General features: G+C 57.3%; 16 protein-coding genes and 1 pseudogene. 6 read left to right on the forward strand and 11 right to left on the reverse strand.

All coding sequences use genetic code 11. From position 1 onward, the window contains the following. Window positions 1–190: 190 nt before the first annotated feature. The gene (locus EKK30_RS17060; RefSeq protein WP_290986809.1) at window positions 191–1,645 is read right to left on the reverse strand and encodes a sigma-54 dependent transcriptional regulator; all 1,455 of its coding nucleotides are present in this window, start codon (window positions 1,643–1,645) and stop codon (window positions 191–193) included. 544 nt (window positions 1,646–2,189) lie between these two features. Here EKK30_RS17060 and EKK30_RS17065 point away from each other — a divergent pair. The 3 genes from EKK30_RS17065 to EKK30_RS17075 all read left to right on the forward strand — a co-directional run bounded on the left by EKK30_RS17065 (window position 2,190) and on the right by EKK30_RS17075 (window position 3,537). After that, entirely contained in the window at window positions 2,190–2,498 is a 309-nt protein-coding gene (locus EKK30_RS17065) for a glycosyl hydrolase family 5 (RefSeq protein ID WP_290986811.1), read from the forward strand. 503 nt (window positions 2,499–3,001) lie between these two features. Beyond that, entirely contained in the window at window positions 3,002–3,349 is a 348-nt protein-coding gene (locus tag EKK30_RS17070) for a tyrosine-type recombinase/integrase (protein WP_290986812.1), read from the forward strand. A gap of 20 nt (window positions 3,350–3,369) precedes the next feature. After that, entirely contained in the window at window positions 3,370–3,537 is a 168-nt protein-coding gene (locus EKK30_RS17075; protein WP_290986813.1) for a hypothetical protein, read from the forward strand. A 370-nt stretch (window positions 3,538–3,907) separates the two neighbouring features. Here the strand turns inward: EKK30_RS17075 and EKK30_RS17080 are convergent, their stop codons facing one another. Together EKK30_RS17080 and EKK30_RS17085 are read right to left on the reverse strand one after the other, a co-directional pair. Then, window positions 3,908–5,248, reverse strand: coding sequence for an ATP-binding protein (locus EKK30_RS17080; protein WP_290986815.1), 1,341 nt, complete (start codon window positions 5,246–5,248; stop codon window positions 3,908–3,910). Between the two features lie 2 nt (window positions 5,249–5,250). Beyond that, window positions 5,251–5,952: a response regulator gene (locus EKK30_RS17085; RefSeq protein WP_290986816.1), complete on the reverse strand. Its 702-nt coding sequence runs from the start codon at window positions 5,950–5,952 to the stop codon at window positions 5,251–5,253. Window positions 5,953–6,875: 923 nt separating this feature from the next. On the opposite strand from EKK30_RS17085, the gene EKK30_RS17090 reads away from it, so the two are divergent. Further along, on the forward strand, window positions 6,876–7,718 hold the full coding sequence (locus EKK30_RS17090; RefSeq protein WP_290986819.1) for a sterol desaturase family protein: 843 nt from the start codon (window positions 6,876–6,878) through the stop codon (window positions 7,716–7,718). A 65-nt stretch (window positions 7,719–7,783) separates the two neighbouring features. Here EKK30_RS17090 and EKK30_RS17095 read toward each other — a convergent pair whose 3' ends face one another. The 6 genes from EKK30_RS17095 to EKK30_RS17120 all read right to left on the reverse strand — a co-directional run bounded on the left by EKK30_RS17095 (window position 7,784) and on the right by EKK30_RS17120 (window position 13,143). Next, window positions 7,784–8,584, reverse strand: a complete 801-nt coding sequence (locus tag EKK30_RS17095) for a pentapeptide repeat-containing protein (protein WP_290986821.1) — start codon at window positions 8,582–8,584, stop codon at window positions 7,784–7,786. A gap of 64 nt (window positions 8,585–8,648) precedes the next feature. Next, window positions 8,649–9,440, reverse strand: coding sequence for a sulfite exporter TauE/SafE family protein (locus tag EKK30_RS17100; protein ID WP_290986897.1), 792 nt, complete (start codon window positions 9,438–9,440; stop codon window positions 8,649–8,651). Beyond that, window positions 9,440–11,107 carry a bifunctional protein tyrosine phosphatase family protein/NAD(P)/FAD-dependent oxidoreductase gene (locus tag EKK30_RS17105; protein ID WP_290986823.1) on the reverse strand — a complete coding sequence of 556 codons (1,668 nt, stop codon included), beginning with the start codon at window positions 11,105–11,107 and terminating at the stop codon, window positions 9,440–9,442. The genes EKK30_RS17100 and EKK30_RS17105 overlap by 1 nt, the downstream gene beginning before the upstream one ends. 31 nt (window positions 11,108–11,138) lie before the next feature. Continuing rightward, window positions 11,139–12,032: an MBL fold metallo-hydrolase gene (locus EKK30_RS17110; RefSeq protein WP_290986825.1), complete on the reverse strand. Its 894-nt coding sequence runs from the start codon at window positions 12,030–12,032 to the stop codon at window positions 11,139–11,141. Window positions 12,033–12,139: 107 nt separating this feature from the next. After that, entirely contained in the window at window positions 12,140–12,331 is a 192-nt protein-coding gene (locus EKK30_RS17115) for a DUF2892 domain-containing protein (RefSeq protein ID WP_366927361.1), read from the reverse strand. 146 nt (window positions 12,332–12,477) lie between these two features. Further along, entirely contained in the window at window positions 12,478–13,143 is a 666-nt protein-coding gene (locus tag EKK30_RS17120) for a Crp/Fnr family transcriptional regulator (protein WP_290986827.1), read from the reverse strand. A gap of 242 nt (window positions 13,144–13,385) precedes the next feature. Here EKK30_RS17120 and EKK30_RS17125 point away from each other — a divergent pair, with 242 nt between their 5' ends. Together EKK30_RS17125 and EKK30_RS17130 are read left to right on the forward strand one after the other, a co-directional pair. Beyond that, complete coding sequence (locus EKK30_RS17125) at window positions 13,386–13,658, forward strand: metal/formaldehyde-sensitive transcriptional repressor (protein ID WP_290986828.1); 273 nt, start codon at window positions 13,386–13,388, stop codon at window positions 13,656–13,658. 113 nt (window positions 13,659–13,771) lie between these two features. Beyond that, entirely contained in the window at window positions 13,772–14,866 is a 1,095-nt protein-coding gene (locus EKK30_RS17130; protein WP_290986829.1) for a nickel/cobalt efflux transporter, read from the forward strand. Between the two features lie 411 nt (window positions 14,867–15,277). Here EKK30_RS17130 and EKK30_RS17135 read toward each other — a convergent pair whose 3' ends face one another. Continuing rightward, entirely contained in the window at window positions 15,278–16,138 is an 861-nt protein-coding gene (locus EKK30_RS17135) for a DMT family transporter (RefSeq protein ID WP_366927362.1), read from the reverse strand. 1,162 nt (window positions 16,139–17,300) lie between these two features. Beyond that, window positions 17,301–17,387: pseudogene (locus tag EKK30_RS17140) on the reverse strand (AraC family transcriptional regulator); the annotation flags it as partial. Window positions 17,388–18,034: the final 647 nt, after the last annotated feature.

Raw genomic sequence — 18,034 nt, forward strand, 5'->3', positions numbered from 1 at the left:
CCGAACCATATTTTCCGACAGTAGCTGCACCAGTGTCCCGTCGTCTGCTCGATGGGAAGGCCGATTTCCCGCGCGAGCGTTCCAAACGTCGCGCGCTCCAAATCGGACGTCGGGTTCGGCCTGACCCGCGAATAAGGAAATGAAACGATCTCTGCCGGGCCGTTTTTATTGTCGCCAGCCCCCCCACTCATCATGACGCGTTTTCCTCGTTGAGGCGGTAACGCCGGATCTTATTCGAAAGTCCTACCCGGGATAAACCGAGTTCCTCAGCAGCCCTGCTTTGGTTCCACCGATAACGCTTCAACGTCTGCTCCACCAAATGCCGCTCGAGGCTCTCGACCTGGTCTTTCAGCGTCTTGCCATCGGGTACAAATCCTCGATCCCGGTTCGCGGAACCGCGGCGGGGGGCGTCCTGAATGTTCGGCGACAGATGTCGCGTCGTAAGGTATTCGCCGTCACCGGTCAGCGCGACAAGGCGCCGGATCTCGTTCTCCAATTCGCGCACGTTGCCGGGGAAGTCGTAATGCGAGAGCTTTTCCAATAAATTTGCCGAGAGACCGAGAATCTTGCGGCCCATGCTTTCGCTGTGCTTCGCCGCGAAAAACTCAGCGAGCGCCGGAATATCGGCGACGCGATCGCGGAGAGCCGGGACCTCGAACTCTATTCCTTTTAAGCGGTAATAAAGATCGCGACGGTATTCGCGCGCGGCCACCAACTCCGAGAGCGACCGGTTCGAGGCGGCGATGATGCGCACGTTCGAGTGCGTTGTCCGGTCCGAACCCAAAGGCTTCACTTCCCCTTCCTGCAAGAAGCGCAGCAGCGAAACCTGAAATGATGGCGAGACCTCGGAAATCTCATCAAGAAAGACTGTACCGCCGTCGGCGGCGCGAAAGAGGCCCAGGCGATCGGAAATGGCGCCGGTGAAGGCGCCGCGCTTATGCCCGAAGAGTTCCGACTGCAACAGGTCATCGTTCATACCACCGCAGTTCTGCATCAGAAGCGGGCTCGATTTGCGTGGCGAGTTATAATGGATCGCCCGCGCGAGGAGCTCTTTGCCCGTTCCTGTTTCGCCTAGAATGAGGATCGGCAGGTCCGTTCTCGCAGCCGTCTTCGCCATCGCGCAGATCGTTGCCATCTTCTCGCTGACGTAGACGAGCTTTTCAAACTGCTGCCCCTCGCGGATCAAACGCAAGTCATGCGGTTGCTGAGAGGTCATACTGTCCTCGCTCATCTTGAACTCGCGCGATATTAGCCGATGGCGACGAGCGAGTTCTCTGCTTTCCAGCCCCCGCTTGACGATGAGTGCGATCTGCTCGACCTCAAGAGGTTTGCGGACGTACTGATAGACCGAGGCTTCCTTAAACGCCTTCGATTGGCGGCTTGCGGCTTGGGCAAGCACGAGGACACGAACGATGTCGGGATGGGAGATGCGCAAATTGGAAAGAAAGGCGCAGCCATCAAAATCCTTTGTTCCCTCTTCGGCAACCACCAAGTCAATGTGGACGTCCCTGATGAGCTGCTGGGCATCCGAACCGGTAGTCGCAAAGAGCACGCGATAGCCGTTGCGATCAGCTAGAACCTCTGCGAGCTCGGTCCAGGCGCCCGCATCGCGCGCCACGATCAAGATTGTGTAGTCCCGGTCCATGAAACTAGCTTTTCATTTTGTCAGCTAAGTAATCAATAGCGTCGGCCGCCCAAATGCACAATGAGTCGGGTGACCGTCCTCCGTAGTGATCCGTAAGGATGGGGACGAGATGGAAAATCGCGTGATGCGATCAGCTCGAGCGCTCGGAAGGACCCATAGGCTGGGGTTGGTCTGAGAGAGAACCGGATCGAAACTATCGCGCCGAAATTCAATTGATCGGCGGCCATGCGCTCCACCAAACAGACTGGGCCCGCCTGCATGCGTGGCTAGGCGATCCCGTTATCGAGCAATCAAGCCTGAATAGAAGCTTTGCCCGATAAGAGGGTTGTCGCAGAGGAAGCCGCAAAGTCCGCTCCTGCGTAAGAGAGCGGATTGATCGCAACCGGCGAGTTTTTAGACAGCGATGGATGCGCCGCCGGAAGCGACAGGGCACCGGTGGAACTGAACGAGCATTCAGCTTCTATAAATTCTCGTAAGCGCAAACGATGACCTATTTTTCGATTTATTCAGTCGCTTCCATCGGAGTTTGATTGGAGAGACTTCAATGAAAAAAATCGTGTTCGGGTTAGTTGCGCTTGCGAGCGTCTTGTCCACTTCAGCAATGGCCGCGCCAAGCGTCGGTGATGTGGCTTCCGTGACGGTATCGAGCGGTCAGCCGCTGGTGCAGAAGGCATACTACTATCGCCGTTGGCATGGCCCCTGGTACGGTCCTGGATACGGCTATGGGTACGGCTTCTATGGCGGACCAGGCTACGGATATGGCCGTTGCTATAGGTGGCGCCATATCTGCGCGGATCGTTGGGGTTGGGGTGGACCAGGTTTCCGCCGGTGCCTATGGCGCCACGGCTGCTAAACGCGTCAAATATTTGCATTCAACTTTGAGGCTGGGAAGCTCCAACTTCCTGGCCTCGCGCCATGGTTCGTCTCCCCAATCGCCTGACAACGTTGCCGGTGATTTGGGTGGAACCACAAAAGCTCAAAATCGTGCGGTTTTAGGCGTTGGTATTTGCCAACAAAAGGCAAAATTCGCGGCCAAATCTGGCAGGATCTATCTCGGCTATAAATCGTTACAAATCAGTTGGTTGCGGGGGCTGGATTTGAACCAACGACACGCGAGCGCTTCGCAGTCTTCGCTCTTGCGTCGCCCTTGGGCGCTGAGCAGAGACATCGTCCAAACGGATCCCACCGCAGGCCTGTCTCCCACCGATAAAGCGAGAGAAGGTTCGCGAGCGGGAGCTTGAAGCCGTCGAGCTTCGTCGTTTATGGAGCTCGCTCGAAGCCACGCCCACAGCACGTCGCAAGCTCACAAAGGGATGCCAGACGGGCGATCGTGTAGTTATGAACGGCGAGTTGAAGATGACGCGCGCGACCGCGTTGATCATTCAGCTAGCTCTGGTGACGGCCCAGCGTATCGGCGAAGTCGCTGGAATCGCGAAGTCGGAACTCAGTATCGACGGTGACTCACCCGTATGGATTGTTCCGGGGGCTCGAACGAAAAACGGTCATTCCAATCGAGTGCCGTTGACACCGCTGGCGGTGAAACTGATCAAGAACGCCATCCAGCTGAGCAATGGCAATGAACACTGGCTGTTCCCTAGCTTTACCGATCCAAAAAAGAGAGGATCGACGCTCACGCGCCCACAAAAGCCTTGGAGCGGTCTCGCAACGCGCTCGGGATTGATAATTTCCGCATCCACGATTTGAGGCGAACAGGCGCGACTGGAATGGCGAGCTTGGGAGTAAGTCCATTTATCGTGTCGCTGGTGCTAAATCATGTAAGCGTCCGGCGTGGCACGGTGACGGGTCGCGTATATGACCAATACACCTACGACAATGAAAAGCGGGAAGCACTGACCAAGTGGAACAATCATCTCGAACCGATCTTAGCCTGACGCCAGACTACGAATCGGGGGGTCGTAAGTTCGAATCCTTACTGGCGCGTCAGCTAAATCAATTGGTCGGCCAATTTCCGATTATTCTTGATTTATGTGGGGTTCCGCTGGGGGTTCCATAAATCACCGACAATGCGCTCCGGCGTAACTTGCGGCTATCTCGGCGTTGCGACGGCGCGGCAGGCTGCTTTATCTCAATAGCAGAAGTTGGCTGGCAAAAGCGGAAACCATCGACGGCCAGGTTAGCTTATTGAGGCCAGCGGACTGCTCAACTTGGCCGCAAGATACAAGTTGAAGGCATTTTAGCATTTGGACTCAACTCAGTCGCGCATTTCGCTGACATTAGCGTTTGGATATCGACGCCGACGTTTCAGTCAATTCCTGAGGGCAACTCGACGACGACGCGCAATCCCCCTTTAGGGGAATCGGCCATAATGATCGCGCCGCTGTGCAAATCGACGATTTGCTTTGCGATGGCGAGTCCAAGACCCGTCCCACCTGTTTCGCGACTCCGTGAGTGCTCGCGTCGATAAAAGGGCTCGAACACGAGGGCGCGCTCGGCCGGAGGTATTCCGGGCCCGTCATCATCGATCGTGATCCGCACCCGGTCGCCCCTCGCGTCCGCCGTAACCTTTGGTGATTTACCGCCATAACGTAGGGCGTTGTCGATGAGGTTCGTAAATAGACGCCGAAGTGCAACCGGGCTACCCGTCAGGATCAACGGCGCATCTGGCATAGAAAGCTCTATACTCGGGTGATCGGTGCGGAGCAGATAAAAAAGTTCGGTGAGATCGACGATGCTAGCTCGATCTTGTTCCGATCCGCCGCGCGCGACGGCGAGCGCATCTTCAATCAGAATGGTCATCTCGTCGAGATCGCCCACGGCGCGCGCCTGCTGATCCGGGTCTGAGATCATCTCCGCGCGCAGCTTCAGCCGCGTGATGTAGGTCTTGAGATCGTGCGAGACCGCGCCCAGTAAGATGGTTCGTCCTTTGAGCAGCGTCGCGATCCGCTCCTGCATGCGATTGGTTTCATCGATAAGCCGTTTCAACTCCGGCGCGCCACGCGGGACAATCAGAAGCGGATTGCCATCGCCCGAGAAGCGCGAGACGGCGCGCGATAGCTCCCTGAGCGGTTGGGCCTCCCGCCAAACTGCAAACAAGGCCGCAATACCGACGAGCGCGCCAAGGAAGCCGAGCCAATATCCAGGGGGCACGCCGAAAAGACGGCGCGATATCTCACCGCGAGGCTGGAAGATGACGTATCCGCCACCGTTAAGGGCTACGCCGATGCGGATCGACCCAGAAAGACGTCCAATCGGACTGTCAGGCAGAGTTCCCGCAAAATTACCCGACGGAATCGTCGCGATCAACTCACGCGGTCCTAGGGCATTGACGTATTGCCCGACGAGCCATTCGATACCCTTGAGGCGGCGTTGTCCCGGCGTTGCCTCCGGGGCCATTTCGGATAGCGTAACCTGCAGTGTGTCGGTGTTTACCGCACTCAGAATGATCTTCCTCTGTTCGGCATCGCCCTTTTCGAGGAGTTCAACAATCGCTGCGATTTGGTGCGGAAGAGGGAAAGGGCTCGGAGCTGGGACGAGCGGCGCTCGTGTGACGTAGCTGAGAGCAGCGCCGAGCGCCCAAAGAGCTAGCAGGGCAAGTAGGAGAATAGAGGAGATACGTCCGGCAAAACCGAGGCGCGACAGCACGTTCAGGCCTCCTCGACGCGCGCTGTGAGGATGTAGCCGGCATTACGCATGGTTTTGAATAGTGGCGGTTCGCTTTGATCAATCTTTTTGCGCAGACGGCTGAGTTGGACGTCGATCGTGCGGTCGAAGGGTTCCGAACGCCGCCCACGCGTCCAGTCCATCAACTGCTCGCGAGATAGAACCCGGCCCGGCCGTGTCAGGAAACATTCTAGCAGATCAAATTCCGCACTCGTCAGTTCAACGACACTGCCTTCCGCGTCGATGACCGACCGAGCTTCTAAATCGACAACGAAATCGCGAAGCTTGAGACGCTTCTTCGCGACGGGACGGGGCTCATTTCGGCGCAGGATAGCTCGAATGCGCGCGGTGAGCTCGCGCGGGTTGAACGGCTTAGGAAGATAATCATCGGCGCCGATCTCAAGTCCGATGATGCGGTCAATGTCTTCACCCCGTGCCGTCAGCATGAGGATGGGCACGCGCGATGACGCTCGCAGCCGCCGGCAGATCGACAGTCCATCCTCGCCGGGAAGCATGATGTCGAGCACAATAAGGTCGGGTTCGCCAAAGACCGACAGATGCCGATCGAGCGCCGCTCCACCGTCCCCCATTTCAGCGCGAAAACCGTGCTTTTGGAGGTAATCTTGGACGAGGGATCGAATTTCCGGATCGTCCTCGATGATGAGGATATGAGGTCGTTTCGTCATGACAGGATGTGACGGAAGCCATGCCTCCGGCGCAAGCCCTTCGAGGACCTGTTACAAAACGTAAAGATTAACGCCGTTCTTGAAACACCACCGATACGACCTGCCGCCAATCTCCTGATCGTCACGCCAACAGGGGCTGTGACGAAATACAAGGAGACGACCCCATGTTCCTGAAAAAGAGGTTGGCTGCGCAATTTTGCGTCGCCGCCGCACTGATGGTTGCGGGCGCTTCGGTCGCCGAAGCTGGCTGGCAGCGTTCCGGGGGCGGCAGCGGCCCTCGCGGCAATAGCTGGCATTCTTCGGGATCCGGTTCCTGCGCCAATGGTTCGTGCAGCTCATCACAGAGTTTCACAGGGCCTCGCGGACTGACTGCGACGCGCAACGGCAGCACGAGCTGCTCCGGAGGGACGTGCAATCATTCCGCGACAATTAATGGACCATACGGTGGCGCCGTGACGCGCGACAGCAGCGTGTCTCGCTACTGAGATTATTGCAAAGGGGCAAGGCTGAGCGCGCGGGGCGCTCGGCCGCCCGCCCGACTACCATTTTCGCAAAAAGAGTACGCCATGCGCCCTACAATCCTTGCTGCCTTGATGACATTTGCCGCGTTGGCGGCAACGTCGAACGTTGCACTCGCTCACTCGGTGCCGCCGCCCAATCTGACCCAGGCGGAAATCGACGCGATTGTCCATAATCCGGCTGCGCGCGCCGCCGTATCGGCGTGCAGCGACGACCGTTTCAGACTGTGCGGAGGCATCTTTCCCGGAGGCGGCCGCATACTTCGTTGTCTGGCTGCGAACGCGGACAGAGTTAGCGCAGAATGTCGTTCGGCGATCGATTTAGCGATCCAATCCGTCGCGGCCGCCCGAGAACCTCGCTGAGCGTAGCTGAACTTTGGCATTTCACTTAAGCGAGATACTTTGATGCCTGATCTGCCGGCATTTCTGAGCAGCACGCCCAAACCGCTCTTTGCATTTTTTCCCATCGCGCTCGTCTTCATTGCGGTTGAATTAATCTACGTGAAGCTGGCCCTTCACCGAGACGATCACGATGCAAAAGAGACAGTAGCGTCCATAGGCGTTGCTGTCGGCGACCTCACGACCCGCATCCTGACGGGAAGTATCGTCGCAATCCCCCTATACGTTAGTTATCAGCGCCGGCTGTTCGATATTCCGCTGAATACCGTATGGAGCTGGATCGTTCTCTTCATTGGCGTTGAGTTTTTCTACTATTGGTTCCATCGCGCCTCGCATCGGATACGCTGGTTCTGGGCCACCCATGCAGTTCACCATTCCGCGACGCGCTTTAATTTGTCCGCAGCCGTAAGATTGGGTTGGACGGGTACAATGAGCGGCGCATTTCTGTTTTTCGTCCCACTTGCTTTCGTGGGCTTTCATCCGGTTTCAATCGGCCTCGTCCTAGGGCTAGGCCTCATCTACCAGTTCTTTTTGCATACGGCTTTTCCGATCGGGCTCGGACCACTTGAATGGATACTGAACACGCCGACGCATCACCGCGTACATCACGCTTCTAATGAAAGCTGCCTCGATAAGAACTATGGTTCGATACTCATTGTGTTCGACCGAATGTTCGGAACGTTTGCGAAGGCACCTGAAACCGAGCCTCTGAAGTTTGGCCTCAAGGGCCGAGAGCCAAGTAACAATCCATTCCGCATAGCTCTCTCGGAATGGCGTTTCCTTTGGCAAGACTTCCGACGTGCGCCATCGCTGCGACGGAAGCTTAGTGTCCTCTTTGGATCGCCGTGAGCTTCCGCTGCTATTTTAGCGCCGTACATACGCACTCGGATCGCTCGTCGCGAGCTCTTGCGCCGTCACCGCAAATTTGCAGGCAGCCCTTTCGCCTGGGCTAAGTTTTTCGCCTCATTGAGGTTCTTGATCTCGGCAGTGCCAGCTGACGTGAAGTCGGCGCCATTCACGTCGGCGCCGGAAAGATTCGCACCGTCGAAATTGGAACCTCCGAGTTCCGCGTTTGTCAAATCGGCGCCCGTAAGATCAGCCCCGCGAAGGGACGAAAACTCTATCAGTGACCGGCGCATTTTGGCGTTCTTGAAAGAGGCTCCGTCGAGTGCTGTGTTGCGGAATGTGCCCCGCATCAGACCCATCGATTGGTTGCTCTCATTGGGCGAAAGGTCGGCACCATCGAAAATCGCGTTCTTGAGGCTAGCTTTCGAAAAATCACCCGCGATGTGCGCACCTGACAGATTGGCACCGTCGAGGTTTGCACCTTGAAGCTGGGTCTGAAACATGCCGGCGCCCTTAAGATTGGCACCTTTCCAAGTTGAATTCAGCGACCACGCAGAGTCAAGGTTCACGCCTTCTAGGTTGGCATTGGAAAGATTGGCGCGCATGAGGCGGGCCGCCTGCAGGTTCGTCCGGCGGAGGTCGATACCAGACAGATCGAGCCCATTGAGAGCTTTCCCTGAAAGATCGAGTTTTTCGCCGACTTTGAGCTTCGAGATCGCAGCGACAATCTCATCCCGACTCATCTCAGCCTTGGAGTAGGCGTCGGAAGAAAAATCGACCTGATCCATCATGCTTTGAGCTCGGGCCGGCAATGCAAGAAGGGCCGCCGCAACGGCGATTATGACCACGATCAGTGACTTTTCTTTCATTCTTGGTTCCTCCCGTGATCGCTATTCGCGTGAAAGCCAATACCCGTTACAGGGGTCGCGGAAATTAGCCGGCGACCTCCGGCAAGGCGCGAACGACTACGAAAAGACCGGCAAGCAAGACGATCGTTGCGAAGACCTGAGAAAGCAGTTGCTTTTCGCCGGAAAGATATCGTCCTGCAAGCCGGCCAAAAAAGCTGCCAGCGATGCCGCCGCAAATGAAGTAGCCGACAAGCACCCAGTCGACCATTCCTGATACGGCGTAGTTGCCCGCCGTCGTTAGGCCGAACGCGGCCACAGAGACGAGCGATGAACCGATGGCGTAAATCATCGGCATGCCGGTGGCCGCCATAAGTCCGGGCACCACGAGGAACCCTCCGCCGATCCCGAAAAATCCGGATAAGGCGCCGACGCCAACGCCGTACAGAAGCAGGTATGGCAAGAGATTGGGCGCTGTCGACGCACTCAACCTGACAGCGGCGTTGCCGTCGCCGCTCCGCTTCCAATACATGCGCCCTGCGATCACGATCATCAGCATGCCGAACAAGAGCAGCAATTTCTGACCGTCAAATGCCTTGCCGAGCGAGGAGCCGAGGATGGCACCCGCGACGCCGGCGCAGGCAAAGACAACGGCACAACGCCATTTGACGTGATGCTCGCGCGCGTGTCCCGCAAGCGACGCCAGCGCACTGAGCGCAACTGCGACGGCGCTCGTGCCTATTGCGACATGGGGCGACTGGACGCCGACAAGATACACGAGCAATGGAACCGCAAGGATAGAGCCGCCGCCACCTATTAGGCCAAGCACAAACCCGACAATCGAACCGGAGAACGTTGCCAGCGCATCATGTGCGAACATCACGCCATGACCTTGGGTTTCGCGAGCCACTCGCGGCCCTTCAGCATGGCTTTCCAATAGATCGGTGGAAGAATGCGCTCCTTCAGTATCCACGCGGCGCGGGAAGGCTTGGTGCCATCGACGATGAAAGACGGGAACGACGGCGCGACTTTGCCCCCGTATGTGAACTCAGCGAGAACGATCTTGCCTCGTTCAACCGTGAGCGGGCACGATCCATATCCGTCGTACTCGCATTGCACGGCGCGCTCGCCCATGTCGTAGAGGATATTTTCAGCAACGACGGGCGCTTGCTTTCGAGCTGCCGCCGCGGTCTTCGCGTTTGGAGTGTTCGTCGCGTCGCCCAGGCCATAGATGTTGGCGTAACGCTTGTGCCGCAAGGTTGACGGATCGACGTCAATCCAGCCTGCGCTGTCGCTCAGCGGACTATTGCGAATGATGTCCGGCGCAATCTGCGGCGGCGCGATGTGGATCATATCGAAGTTTGACTTGATCGTGTCGGAACTCCCGTCAGGTCCACTCCTATTGAAGTACGCAACCTTCGCATGACCGTCGATCGCCACGAGGTTAAGCGAAAACTTCAACGCCACATCGTAGGCACGCACATACTCCATGAGCGCAGGCACATAATCTGGCACGCCAAACAAAACGCCGCCGGCGCTGTAGAATTCGATGTCGATATTGTCGAGTGTCCCTGAACGACGCCAGTGGTCGGCTGAGAGATACATGGCTTTTTGCGGCGCGCCTGCGCACTTGATCGGCATCGGCGGCTGAGTGAACAGAGCTCGTCCGGATTTCATCGAGCGGACGAGTTCCCAGGTATAAGGTGCGAGATCGTAGCGGTAGTTCGACGTAACGCCGTTCTTGCCGAGCGTCTCCGGCAGGCCTTCGATAGCAGTCCAGTTGAGCTTGATGCCCGGGCAAACGATCAAATGGCGGTAGCGGATCGCGCGGCAGCCTTCGACAATCACCGCGTTGTGGTCAGGGTTGAAGCCGGCAACCGCCGCTTTGATCCAGGTGACATGGCGCGGAAGCACAGCACCCAAGGGTTTCGCCGTAGAAGGAGCCTGGAAGATGCCACCGCCGACCATCGTCCATCCGGGTTGATAATAGTGCGTATCCGCCGGATCGATCACGGCAATGTCCAGTTTGCTATTCCGGCGCAGCAGGCTCGCTGCTACGGCCGCACCCGCAGCACCTCCGCCGACGATCACGATTTCATGGCTGGCAGCCGGCTTGTCGGTCGCGATCACTCCAGCCTTGGCGAGGCGCTTGGCGACGCCGGACAAATCGTAACCCGCGGCAGCGGCCGAGGCGACGATCTCGTTGATCGGTTGATGGCCTGCGCGCGCGAGTGCCCAGAGCGTGGTGGAGCGCGTGCCGCTCCGGCAATAGGCAAGAACGGGCTTTGGCAGCTGGGCCAGCGCCTTCGCGAATTGCACCGCCTGCTCGTCTGTCACCATCCCTGACGACACGGGAATGTAGATCGATTCGATGCCTGCCGCCTTGGCCGCCTTTTCGACCTCGGCGAACAAAGGCTGATCCGATCCTTCGCCGTCGGGACGGTTGCAGATGATGGACGCGAAACCGCACGCCTTGACATCGGCAATATCGGAGACGCTCAATTGCCCCATGACGGACAGTTCAGGCGTCAGTTGTTTCGGCTGCATCGGCCCTCCGCGAAAGCTGGTGATTTCAAAATCAAAGCTGATTGATCGGCACTTTGAGGTGGCGGTTGCCCGCAGCATCGGGCTCGGGGAGGTTGCCGCCTCGGATGTTGACTTGAATTGATGGAATGATGAGTCTCGGAAGTCCAAGTGTCGCGTCGCGCTCCTGGCGCATATTCGCAAACGCGTCCTCGCTCATACCGTCGCGCACGTGAATATTGCTCGCGCGTTCTTCGCCCACGGTCGTCTCCCATTTGATCTCCCGCCCGTTCGGAGCGTAGTCGTGGCACATGAAGAGACGCGTTTCGCGCGGCAGTTCGAGGACGCGCCTGATCGATTTGTAAAGAACGCGCGCGTCGCCGCCTGGAAAGTCCGCGCGTGCCGTACCGCCGTCGGGCATGAAGAGCGTATCGCCAACGAAGGCCGCATCTCCGATGACGTGCGTCATGCAAGCGGGCGTATGACCCGGCGTCAACATGGCGAACGCTGTCACGGTACCGATGTTGTAGGTATCGCCGTCTTTGAAAAGCCGGTCGAACTGGCTGCCGTCGCGTTGAAACTCGGTGCCCTCATTGAAGATCTTGCCGAACACCGACTGCACGATCGTGATGTTTTCGCCGATACCGAGTTTGCCGCCGAGCTTCCCTTGAATGTAGGGCGCGGCCGACAAATGATCGGCATGCGCGTGCGTTTCGATGAGCCACTCGACTTTCAGCCCGCGCTCTTTCACGAACGCGATGATCCTATCTGCCGATTCATAGCTGATGCGGCCCGCCGCGTAGTCGATGTCCATGACGCTGTCGATGATGGCGCATGACGGCGACTTGGGGTCCTTGACCACGTAGCTGACCGTATTGGTCTGCTCGTCGAAGAAGCCGGTGACCTCGGGTTTGATACTGAGATCGACGGGATGGGGAATTGCGGTCATCTGAGGTCTCCTGAGTAAGGTCTGACCGAGCGGGCCCACCCGTCGCCGAGATCGCCGACGACTTCGCTCGGAAAAACGAAGACAAAAAGCATGCCGACGCTCGTCTGTTACTTGCCCTGGTGCCGACAAGTGTCGACCCCGGCGACGCGATAGGCCGGGCAAAATCCGGCAAGGCCCGTGAGCAGCGGCACAAGACCCACCAGCCCCCAAAGCGACTTCGGCCCCACGAAAACAAGGCTAAGCAGCACGACGCCCAGCAAGATCCGGGCGTAACGGTCGAATGATCCCATGTTCGTCATTATCGGCGCCTCCTCCCTTGTGGATTGGAATACTACTATGCGCCGGCAGCGTAGAAGTATGTGACCAAGTCACATTACTAAAAGAGGAAATTTTTTTGTTATTGTGGCGCGAAAGAGTATTGATCGCCGCAGATGGGCAGCTTTATCTAAGGGGCGGCCGCGAGCTGTCTCAACGCTTGCGGCTGTTTGATATCGATAATGCCGCGCGACGTTGCGATCCATCCGCGGCGCTGAAACTCGTTGAGCTGACGGCTGATGACTTCCCGCGCGGTGCCGAGCTCTGACGCCATCTGCTGATGCGTGAATTCGATACGTCCCCGATCGCCGCCAAGTTCGAGCAGACGCTGCGCCAGACGGACATCGATGCGCGAAAATGCGATATCTTCGATCACGCGACAAAGATTGGTGATGCGAACGCCGAACGCAGTGAAAACGAATTTTCTGAATTCCGGCGATCTAGTGATGAGATCGTCAAACGTCGCGCGCGGAATCGTGACGGCTTCGACGTCGGTTTCGGCGATCCCTTCGGCCTGATAGTCCTCAAAACCCATCAGACACGCCGTCGTCAGCGCGCAGCTCTCGCCGGGCGACACGCGATAGAGCACGATCTCCCGTCCGCTGTCGGATGTTTGCTGGATTCGAACACGTCCTGCCGTGACGAGCAGATAGGCTTGAGGCGCCTGACCAGGTCCGAAGATCCGCGTGCCTGCCGGGAGATGCACCACCTTGCTGGCCTCGATGAGCGATTTGGTGATCTCAGGGTCGAGCTTGTTGAGTCCAGGGAACGCAGAGATCCAGTCCGCAGTGGTCATGTGATGCACTCTCAGCGCCAGCCGGAGTGCACTAGCACGACGTAGGGCCCGCGCCAACTTGCAGACATTTTAGCCGAAAGCAGAGCTACAGCTTCGCACGCGTTGGTGATGCCCGCTTTCCAATCGGAGTTCGCATCACCGTGGCTGGACAACGTGTGGACTGCCGCGGCCCGCAAAAATCGTGACGAGCCTGCCCGGTGGATATAGGGTACCGCCCTATATTATTGTCGGGAGACGCGGTGATGGCGCACATGATCAAGGAAAAATCGAGGCTCATGGCCCGGGTGCGGCGTCTAAAGGGTCAGATCGAAGCGATTGAACGGGGCCTGGAAGCTGAGGTCGGCTGTGCAGACATTCTGCAACTCGTCGCTTCCGTCCGTGGTGCTTTCAACGGATTAACCGTCGAGCTGATCGAAGACCACATTCGAAATCATGTCGTCGCGGCCAAGAACAACGAGGAGCGCTCGGCGGGTGCCGATGAACTCATCGACGTCGTGAGGTCGTATCTGAAGTGAAAGTATTTGCCGTGAAGTCGACGCAAAACCCAACGTTTGCCCATTGACGAGCTGTCCCCCGCCCTGGCGCAGGGGTGTTTTGATGGGTTAGGCTTAAAACGTCTGTCAAAGTGATGACCGATTTCTCCTCTCTCCTCCAATCCGGCAACGCTTGGCTATTCATCCCGAGCGCGATCCTCCTTGGCGCGCTTCATGGCCTCGAGCCTGGACACTCCAAGACGATGATGGCGGCTTTTATCGTTGCGATTCGCGGCACCGTTGGCCAGGCCGTGCTGCTCGGACTGGCGGCCACCCTGTCCCACACAGCCGTGGTGTGGGCGATCGCGCTGGCTGGGCTTCATTTTGGTGCGAAATTTAATACCGAAGCGACCGAGCCTTACCTGCAGCTGGTCTCCGCAATGCTGATCATCGGTGTGGCGCTATGGATGGTGTGGCGCACCCGTCGCGAGGTCGTGGCCCACAGTCATCATCACGGCGAGGAGGTACGGGAGATAAACACGGGCCACGGCGTGCTGAGTCTCGAAGTGTTCGAGAACGGTGTCCCGCCTCGCTGGCGCATCCGTTTCCTCTCCGGCACTGAGATTGTGGCGGCCGACCTCACGGTCGAAACCAAAAGGAACGATGGCGCCCAGCAGATTTTCAAATTCATTTCGCGAGGGGATTACCTTGAATCCATTGAAGAGATCCCTGAACCGCATGAGTTCAATGCAACTCTCAGGTTGAGCCATGGCAATCATGCGCACAGCTATGTCGTTGAGTTTCATGAGCACGACCACCATCAAGCTGATAGCGACGGCCTCGACGTAAGCGATGGGGAGTATGCGGATGCTCATGAGCGTGAGCATGCCGAGGACATCCGCCGGCGTTTCGCCAATCAGCATGCGACGACCGGGCAGATTGTCATGTTCGGCCTGACCGGTGGACTGATCCCCTGCCCCGCCTCGATAACGGTGCTCTTGCTGTGCCTGCAGCTGAAGAAGTTCACACTGGGTTTGGCATTGGTTCTATGCTTTAGCATCGGGTTGGCGGCGACAATGGTGGCTGTAGGGGCAGCAGCCGCATTGAGCGTCCAGCACGCCTCCAAGCGTTGGTCAGGATTGGGGGAAGTCGCGCGCCGTGCTCCCTACTTTTCCAGCGTGCTGATCTTTCTGGTGGGTCTATACACGGCATATCTCGGCGCGAGGGGAATCGGAGTGACCCATTTTTAGGCTTACTTGTTCTTGCGTTGCTTGCACGTTCCAACAGCCCCAAACGCCCGGAACAGGCTACGAGACTCAAGGCATGATGGGCGGCCCCGGCCACATGGTTGTGATGCGACCGCCAGACTGCTCAGCGCACGTGATGCAGATGTCGGGTTCCTCTGCTTAGCTGAGTTTCAGTGATTACCTAACGGCGGAACCGCCAATGTTAGCTTTGGATTATATGCTAGCGCTCGCATGGCCGAATTTCCTTCCACTCTTCATACAAAAGCAGACGTGTCTATAGACGCGCATGCGCGCCGCCGGACCAGCACGGTCAGTGTCTGCTAATGGAATCTTACGGCTATGCTAGGCAAAAAAGCGAGGTCAAAACCAAAAATTCAACGATCCGTCTGTACTGCAGTTACTACGCTCGTGAACCTACGCAGCCGGCATGCGAACGGTGGGCACGAGATACCAAAAAACCGCGATCAGCACGATAGCACCCCCAGCCAAAACGGTCACGCCGGGTTGTTCTCCGAAGAATATCCACACCAGAAGCGGGCCGAGCACGACGTCGAGCATTTGGATAAACCCAGCTTCGCCTGCGGCAATGTAGCGACCGCCGTTGAGGGCTAGTACATAGGCAAAACCAGACGTCAATCCACCATACAGTGCGCAGGCCAGAAGTGACTCTGGCGGCGGAAGTCCGGGCTCCATGAAGGGAATCGCAATCAAACCGCAAGCCCCCGCCGCCAAAGCCATCGCTACGTTCAAGTCAAGCTTGGGATGAACCTTGGTGTGCACAATCTGAGCCGCGAAAGTCGCCGTCATAACGAAGGCCCAGAAGATGCCGACGACATCGTGCGCGGTCGCCGCCGCTCCAGCCATGATGAAAATGCCGGTAAGGGCCGCAAGCCCTGCGCCGAGCAAGCGCAACGTGACCCGTTCCTCGATCCAGACATAACTGATAAGCGCGGCGATGAATGGCAACGTCGCATAGACAATCATGACGTTGGCAACAGTCGTCAAGTTCAACGCGAAGATGTAGGCGATCGTGGACAGAACTGAGATTGCAACCGCCACAATACCCGCAGACCCCATGTCCAATACGGCTATCGGCAAGCGGGTCCGGTGTTGGTAAGCCGCGACGCCTGCCAGCGTTAGAAAGGCGAACAAGGATCGCCAACCAATCAGTGTCCAAGATTCAAGATTGGCCATCCGGACGAACGGCCCTGCCGTGCTCCAAAAAAGAGCCGACAAGGTGACGAGAATAATCCCATAGGTCCTGCTCGCCATCATGTCCTCGGGTGATACGCGGTTTGTCTCGGTCCAATTTGCTCAAGCAGCAATTTGACACCATCCCAAAGACGACCTGGATTTGGATTTTGCCCCGAAGTGTACTGGTGTGCTCGCTCGCTGGATGGAGGAGTTCCTGCTCGATTTCAGGGGGAAAGCTAGCGTTAAAAGACGGTCCGTTGTGGCTTCTGGGGCGACCGAAATGTCTCCAGTGGGTCAAACGCGGTTATTGATGTCATCAGGAACGCCTCTGATTGACTACTGAACGCCGAAGACTGCTTCTGGGATGAGCCCGAGAAGTTAGTACGCCACTTCAATCACATAAGTGTTCGCACTTTCATCCTGCCCGGCGCGCCAATCATGACTTTAGCGTTCTCGCCTTCGCCTGAGCTGCCCGTCATTGGTCCATAATTGGGCCCACCATTCCATCGCTCGCTAACGCGACTTTGCACCGTACGGTCGAACAGCCGAGGAAGCGGAAGTCGTGCAGCGATCGTTGGTGTGCCCAAAACATCAGAAGCGACAGCGCTCGAATGAGCGCATTGCGGAAGGGCTCAAATTCCCGTTCGCTGCCGTCATACGCAATATCAGCGAGTTCTGTACCAAAGGCGATTGCTTCACTCCAGCGAGGTGGCAAGGCCGTCAAAGCGGCCATGAACACCCGGAGCGTATCGGCAAGCGCGTATTTCTTGCATCGCCTAACCGCTGGAGTTCAGAGGCCAAATCGAATTCTTCTTCCAGGATACTGTAATAGCGATCGTCGATTTGGTCCGAATAGGATTTCATGAGAGTTCTCCAAGACTAGAACTCTCATCAGCTATGCTGCGTGCCCACTGGCGTAAATAGCGAATGCTAAGACCGCTTTGCTTTTTGCAGGACACGATTCTCCGGGCGTATCACGCGCGCCCAGTCGGTACACGAAAGTGGCGCAAGCGGCACAACCCGCGAATTTAATCGGTGTGCCGTTAGCAGTGTTGGCCGTTACTCGAGCAAAAACTTAGCACTCGCACATATTCTGCTTAAGTAACCCGGCGAAAGTAGTCTCGACCGCGCTCGCGAACAACATCGCCTTGGGCTTCATGCCACCTCCGCGCAATCGGCTTTCAGCGGGTACACCCATGTTGGATCATCTCTTGTTGCGAAACGTGTCGCCTAAACCAATAACCTGCTCGCCGTTCGCCTCGATCGGTTGATCGGTCCCAACACAGAGGTCCACGCTATAATCGGCCGGCGACGCAGGGCTCCGCCCGCTCTAATTCGTCCTTACCCCCGAATATTGGATTATAATTCGAAACGATGGCCGGTGCAGCCACATAGTCGTTGAAGTCGGGCTCTCGTGCTTTTTGAATCTCACAGAAGTGAGACGTTTGACGTGCGTCATCGAGTTCAATGAACTGCACTGCTGATAGTTGAGCCGTCCGGTTCCCTTCTGGTTGGCGTTGGGTTGCTCTCGTTGATCCCGGCGGCGAGACTTCGGACTTATCGAAGCAATGCCCAAGCGTCGTCAAGCTTCTCCCGGCTTGATGCCGAGTTCAACAAAGGAAGATGAGTATGAATTCGCCCAAGATCATCGATCCATTGGCGAGCCAGTTAGCAGGCGATTGCCGCGTTTGGAATGACGCGTTGCAAGCCGCTGTTCTCAGCATAGCTTGCGATGATGCCGGTCCATTGTGTCAACATAGGTTGCTCAAATCCGATCCGTGCAGGGATTGTCCTAAAAAAGACTCGGCGCGGGAGACGTTGATCAAAAGGCTACTGGGACTGAAACGGAGCCCAACTTCCCGGTAGAGATGGCTGCTCTAAACCGCCGTATCCGTCGGCGTCCTATCTCGAAAGAGCCATAATAAAAAGAAGAGAGGTGAAGCTATGAAACAGCCCATTAACCGCGCCCTCGTATTC

Source organism: Hyphomicrobium sp. (assembly GCF_003987855.1).
GTDB lineage: Bacteria > Pseudomonadota > Alphaproteobacteria > Rhizobiales > Hyphomicrobiaceae > Hyphomicrobium_B.

Coding starts and splice junctions, on each gene's coding strand:
- EKK30_RS17060 (WP_290986809.1), bottom strand. CDS start 1,645: ATGGACCGGGACTACACAATCTTGATCGTGGCGCGCGATGCGGGCGCC.
- EKK30_RS17065 (WP_290986811.1), top strand. CDS start 2,190: ATGAAAAAAATCGTGTTCGGGTTAGTTGCGCTTGCGAGCGTCTTGTCC.
- EKK30_RS17070 (WP_290986812.1), top strand. CDS start 3,002: ATGACGCGCGCGACCGCGTTGATCATTCAGCTAGCTCTGGTGACGGCC.
- EKK30_RS17075 (WP_290986813.1), top strand. CDS start 3,370: ATGGCGAGCTTGGGAGTAAGTCCATTTATCGTGTCGCTGGTGCTAAAT.
- EKK30_RS17085 (WP_290986816.1), bottom strand. CDS start 5,952: ATGACGAAACGACCTCATATCCTCATCATCGAGGACGATCCGGAAATT.
- EKK30_RS17090 (WP_290986819.1), top strand. CDS start 6,876: ATGCCTGATCTGCCGGCATTTCTGAGCAGCACGCCCAAACCGCTCTTT.
- EKK30_RS17095 (WP_290986821.1), bottom strand. CDS start 8,584: ATGAAAGAAAAGTCACTGATCGTGGTCATAATCGCCGTTGCGGCGGCC.
- EKK30_RS17100 (WP_290986897.1), bottom strand. CDS start 9,440: ATGTTCGCACATGATGCGCTGGCAACGTTCTCCGGTTCGATTGTCGGG.
- EKK30_RS17105 (WP_290986823.1), bottom strand. CDS start 11,107: ATGCAGCCGAAACAACTGACGCCTGAACTGTCCGTCATGGGGCAATTG.
- EKK30_RS17110 (WP_290986825.1), bottom strand. CDS start 12,032: ATGACCGCAATTCCCCATCCCGTCGATCTCAGTATCAAACCCGAGGTC.
- EKK30_RS17115 (WP_366927361.1), bottom strand. CDS start 12,331: ATGACGAACATGGGATCATTCGACCGTTACGCCCGGATCTTGCTGGGC.
- EKK30_RS17120 (WP_290986827.1), bottom strand. CDS start 13,143: ATGACCACTGCGGACTGGATCTCTGCGTTCCCTGGACTCAACAAGCTC.
- EKK30_RS17125 (WP_290986828.1), top strand. CDS start 13,386: ATGGCGCACATGATCAAGGAAAAATCGAGGCTCATGGCCCGGGTGCGG.
- EKK30_RS17130 (WP_290986829.1), top strand. CDS start 13,772: ATGACCGATTTCTCCTCTCTCCTCCAATCCGGCAACGCTTGGCTATTC.
- EKK30_RS17135 (WP_366927362.1), bottom strand. CDS start 16,138: ATGATGGCGAGCAGGACCTATGGGATTATTCTCGTCACCTTGTCGGCT.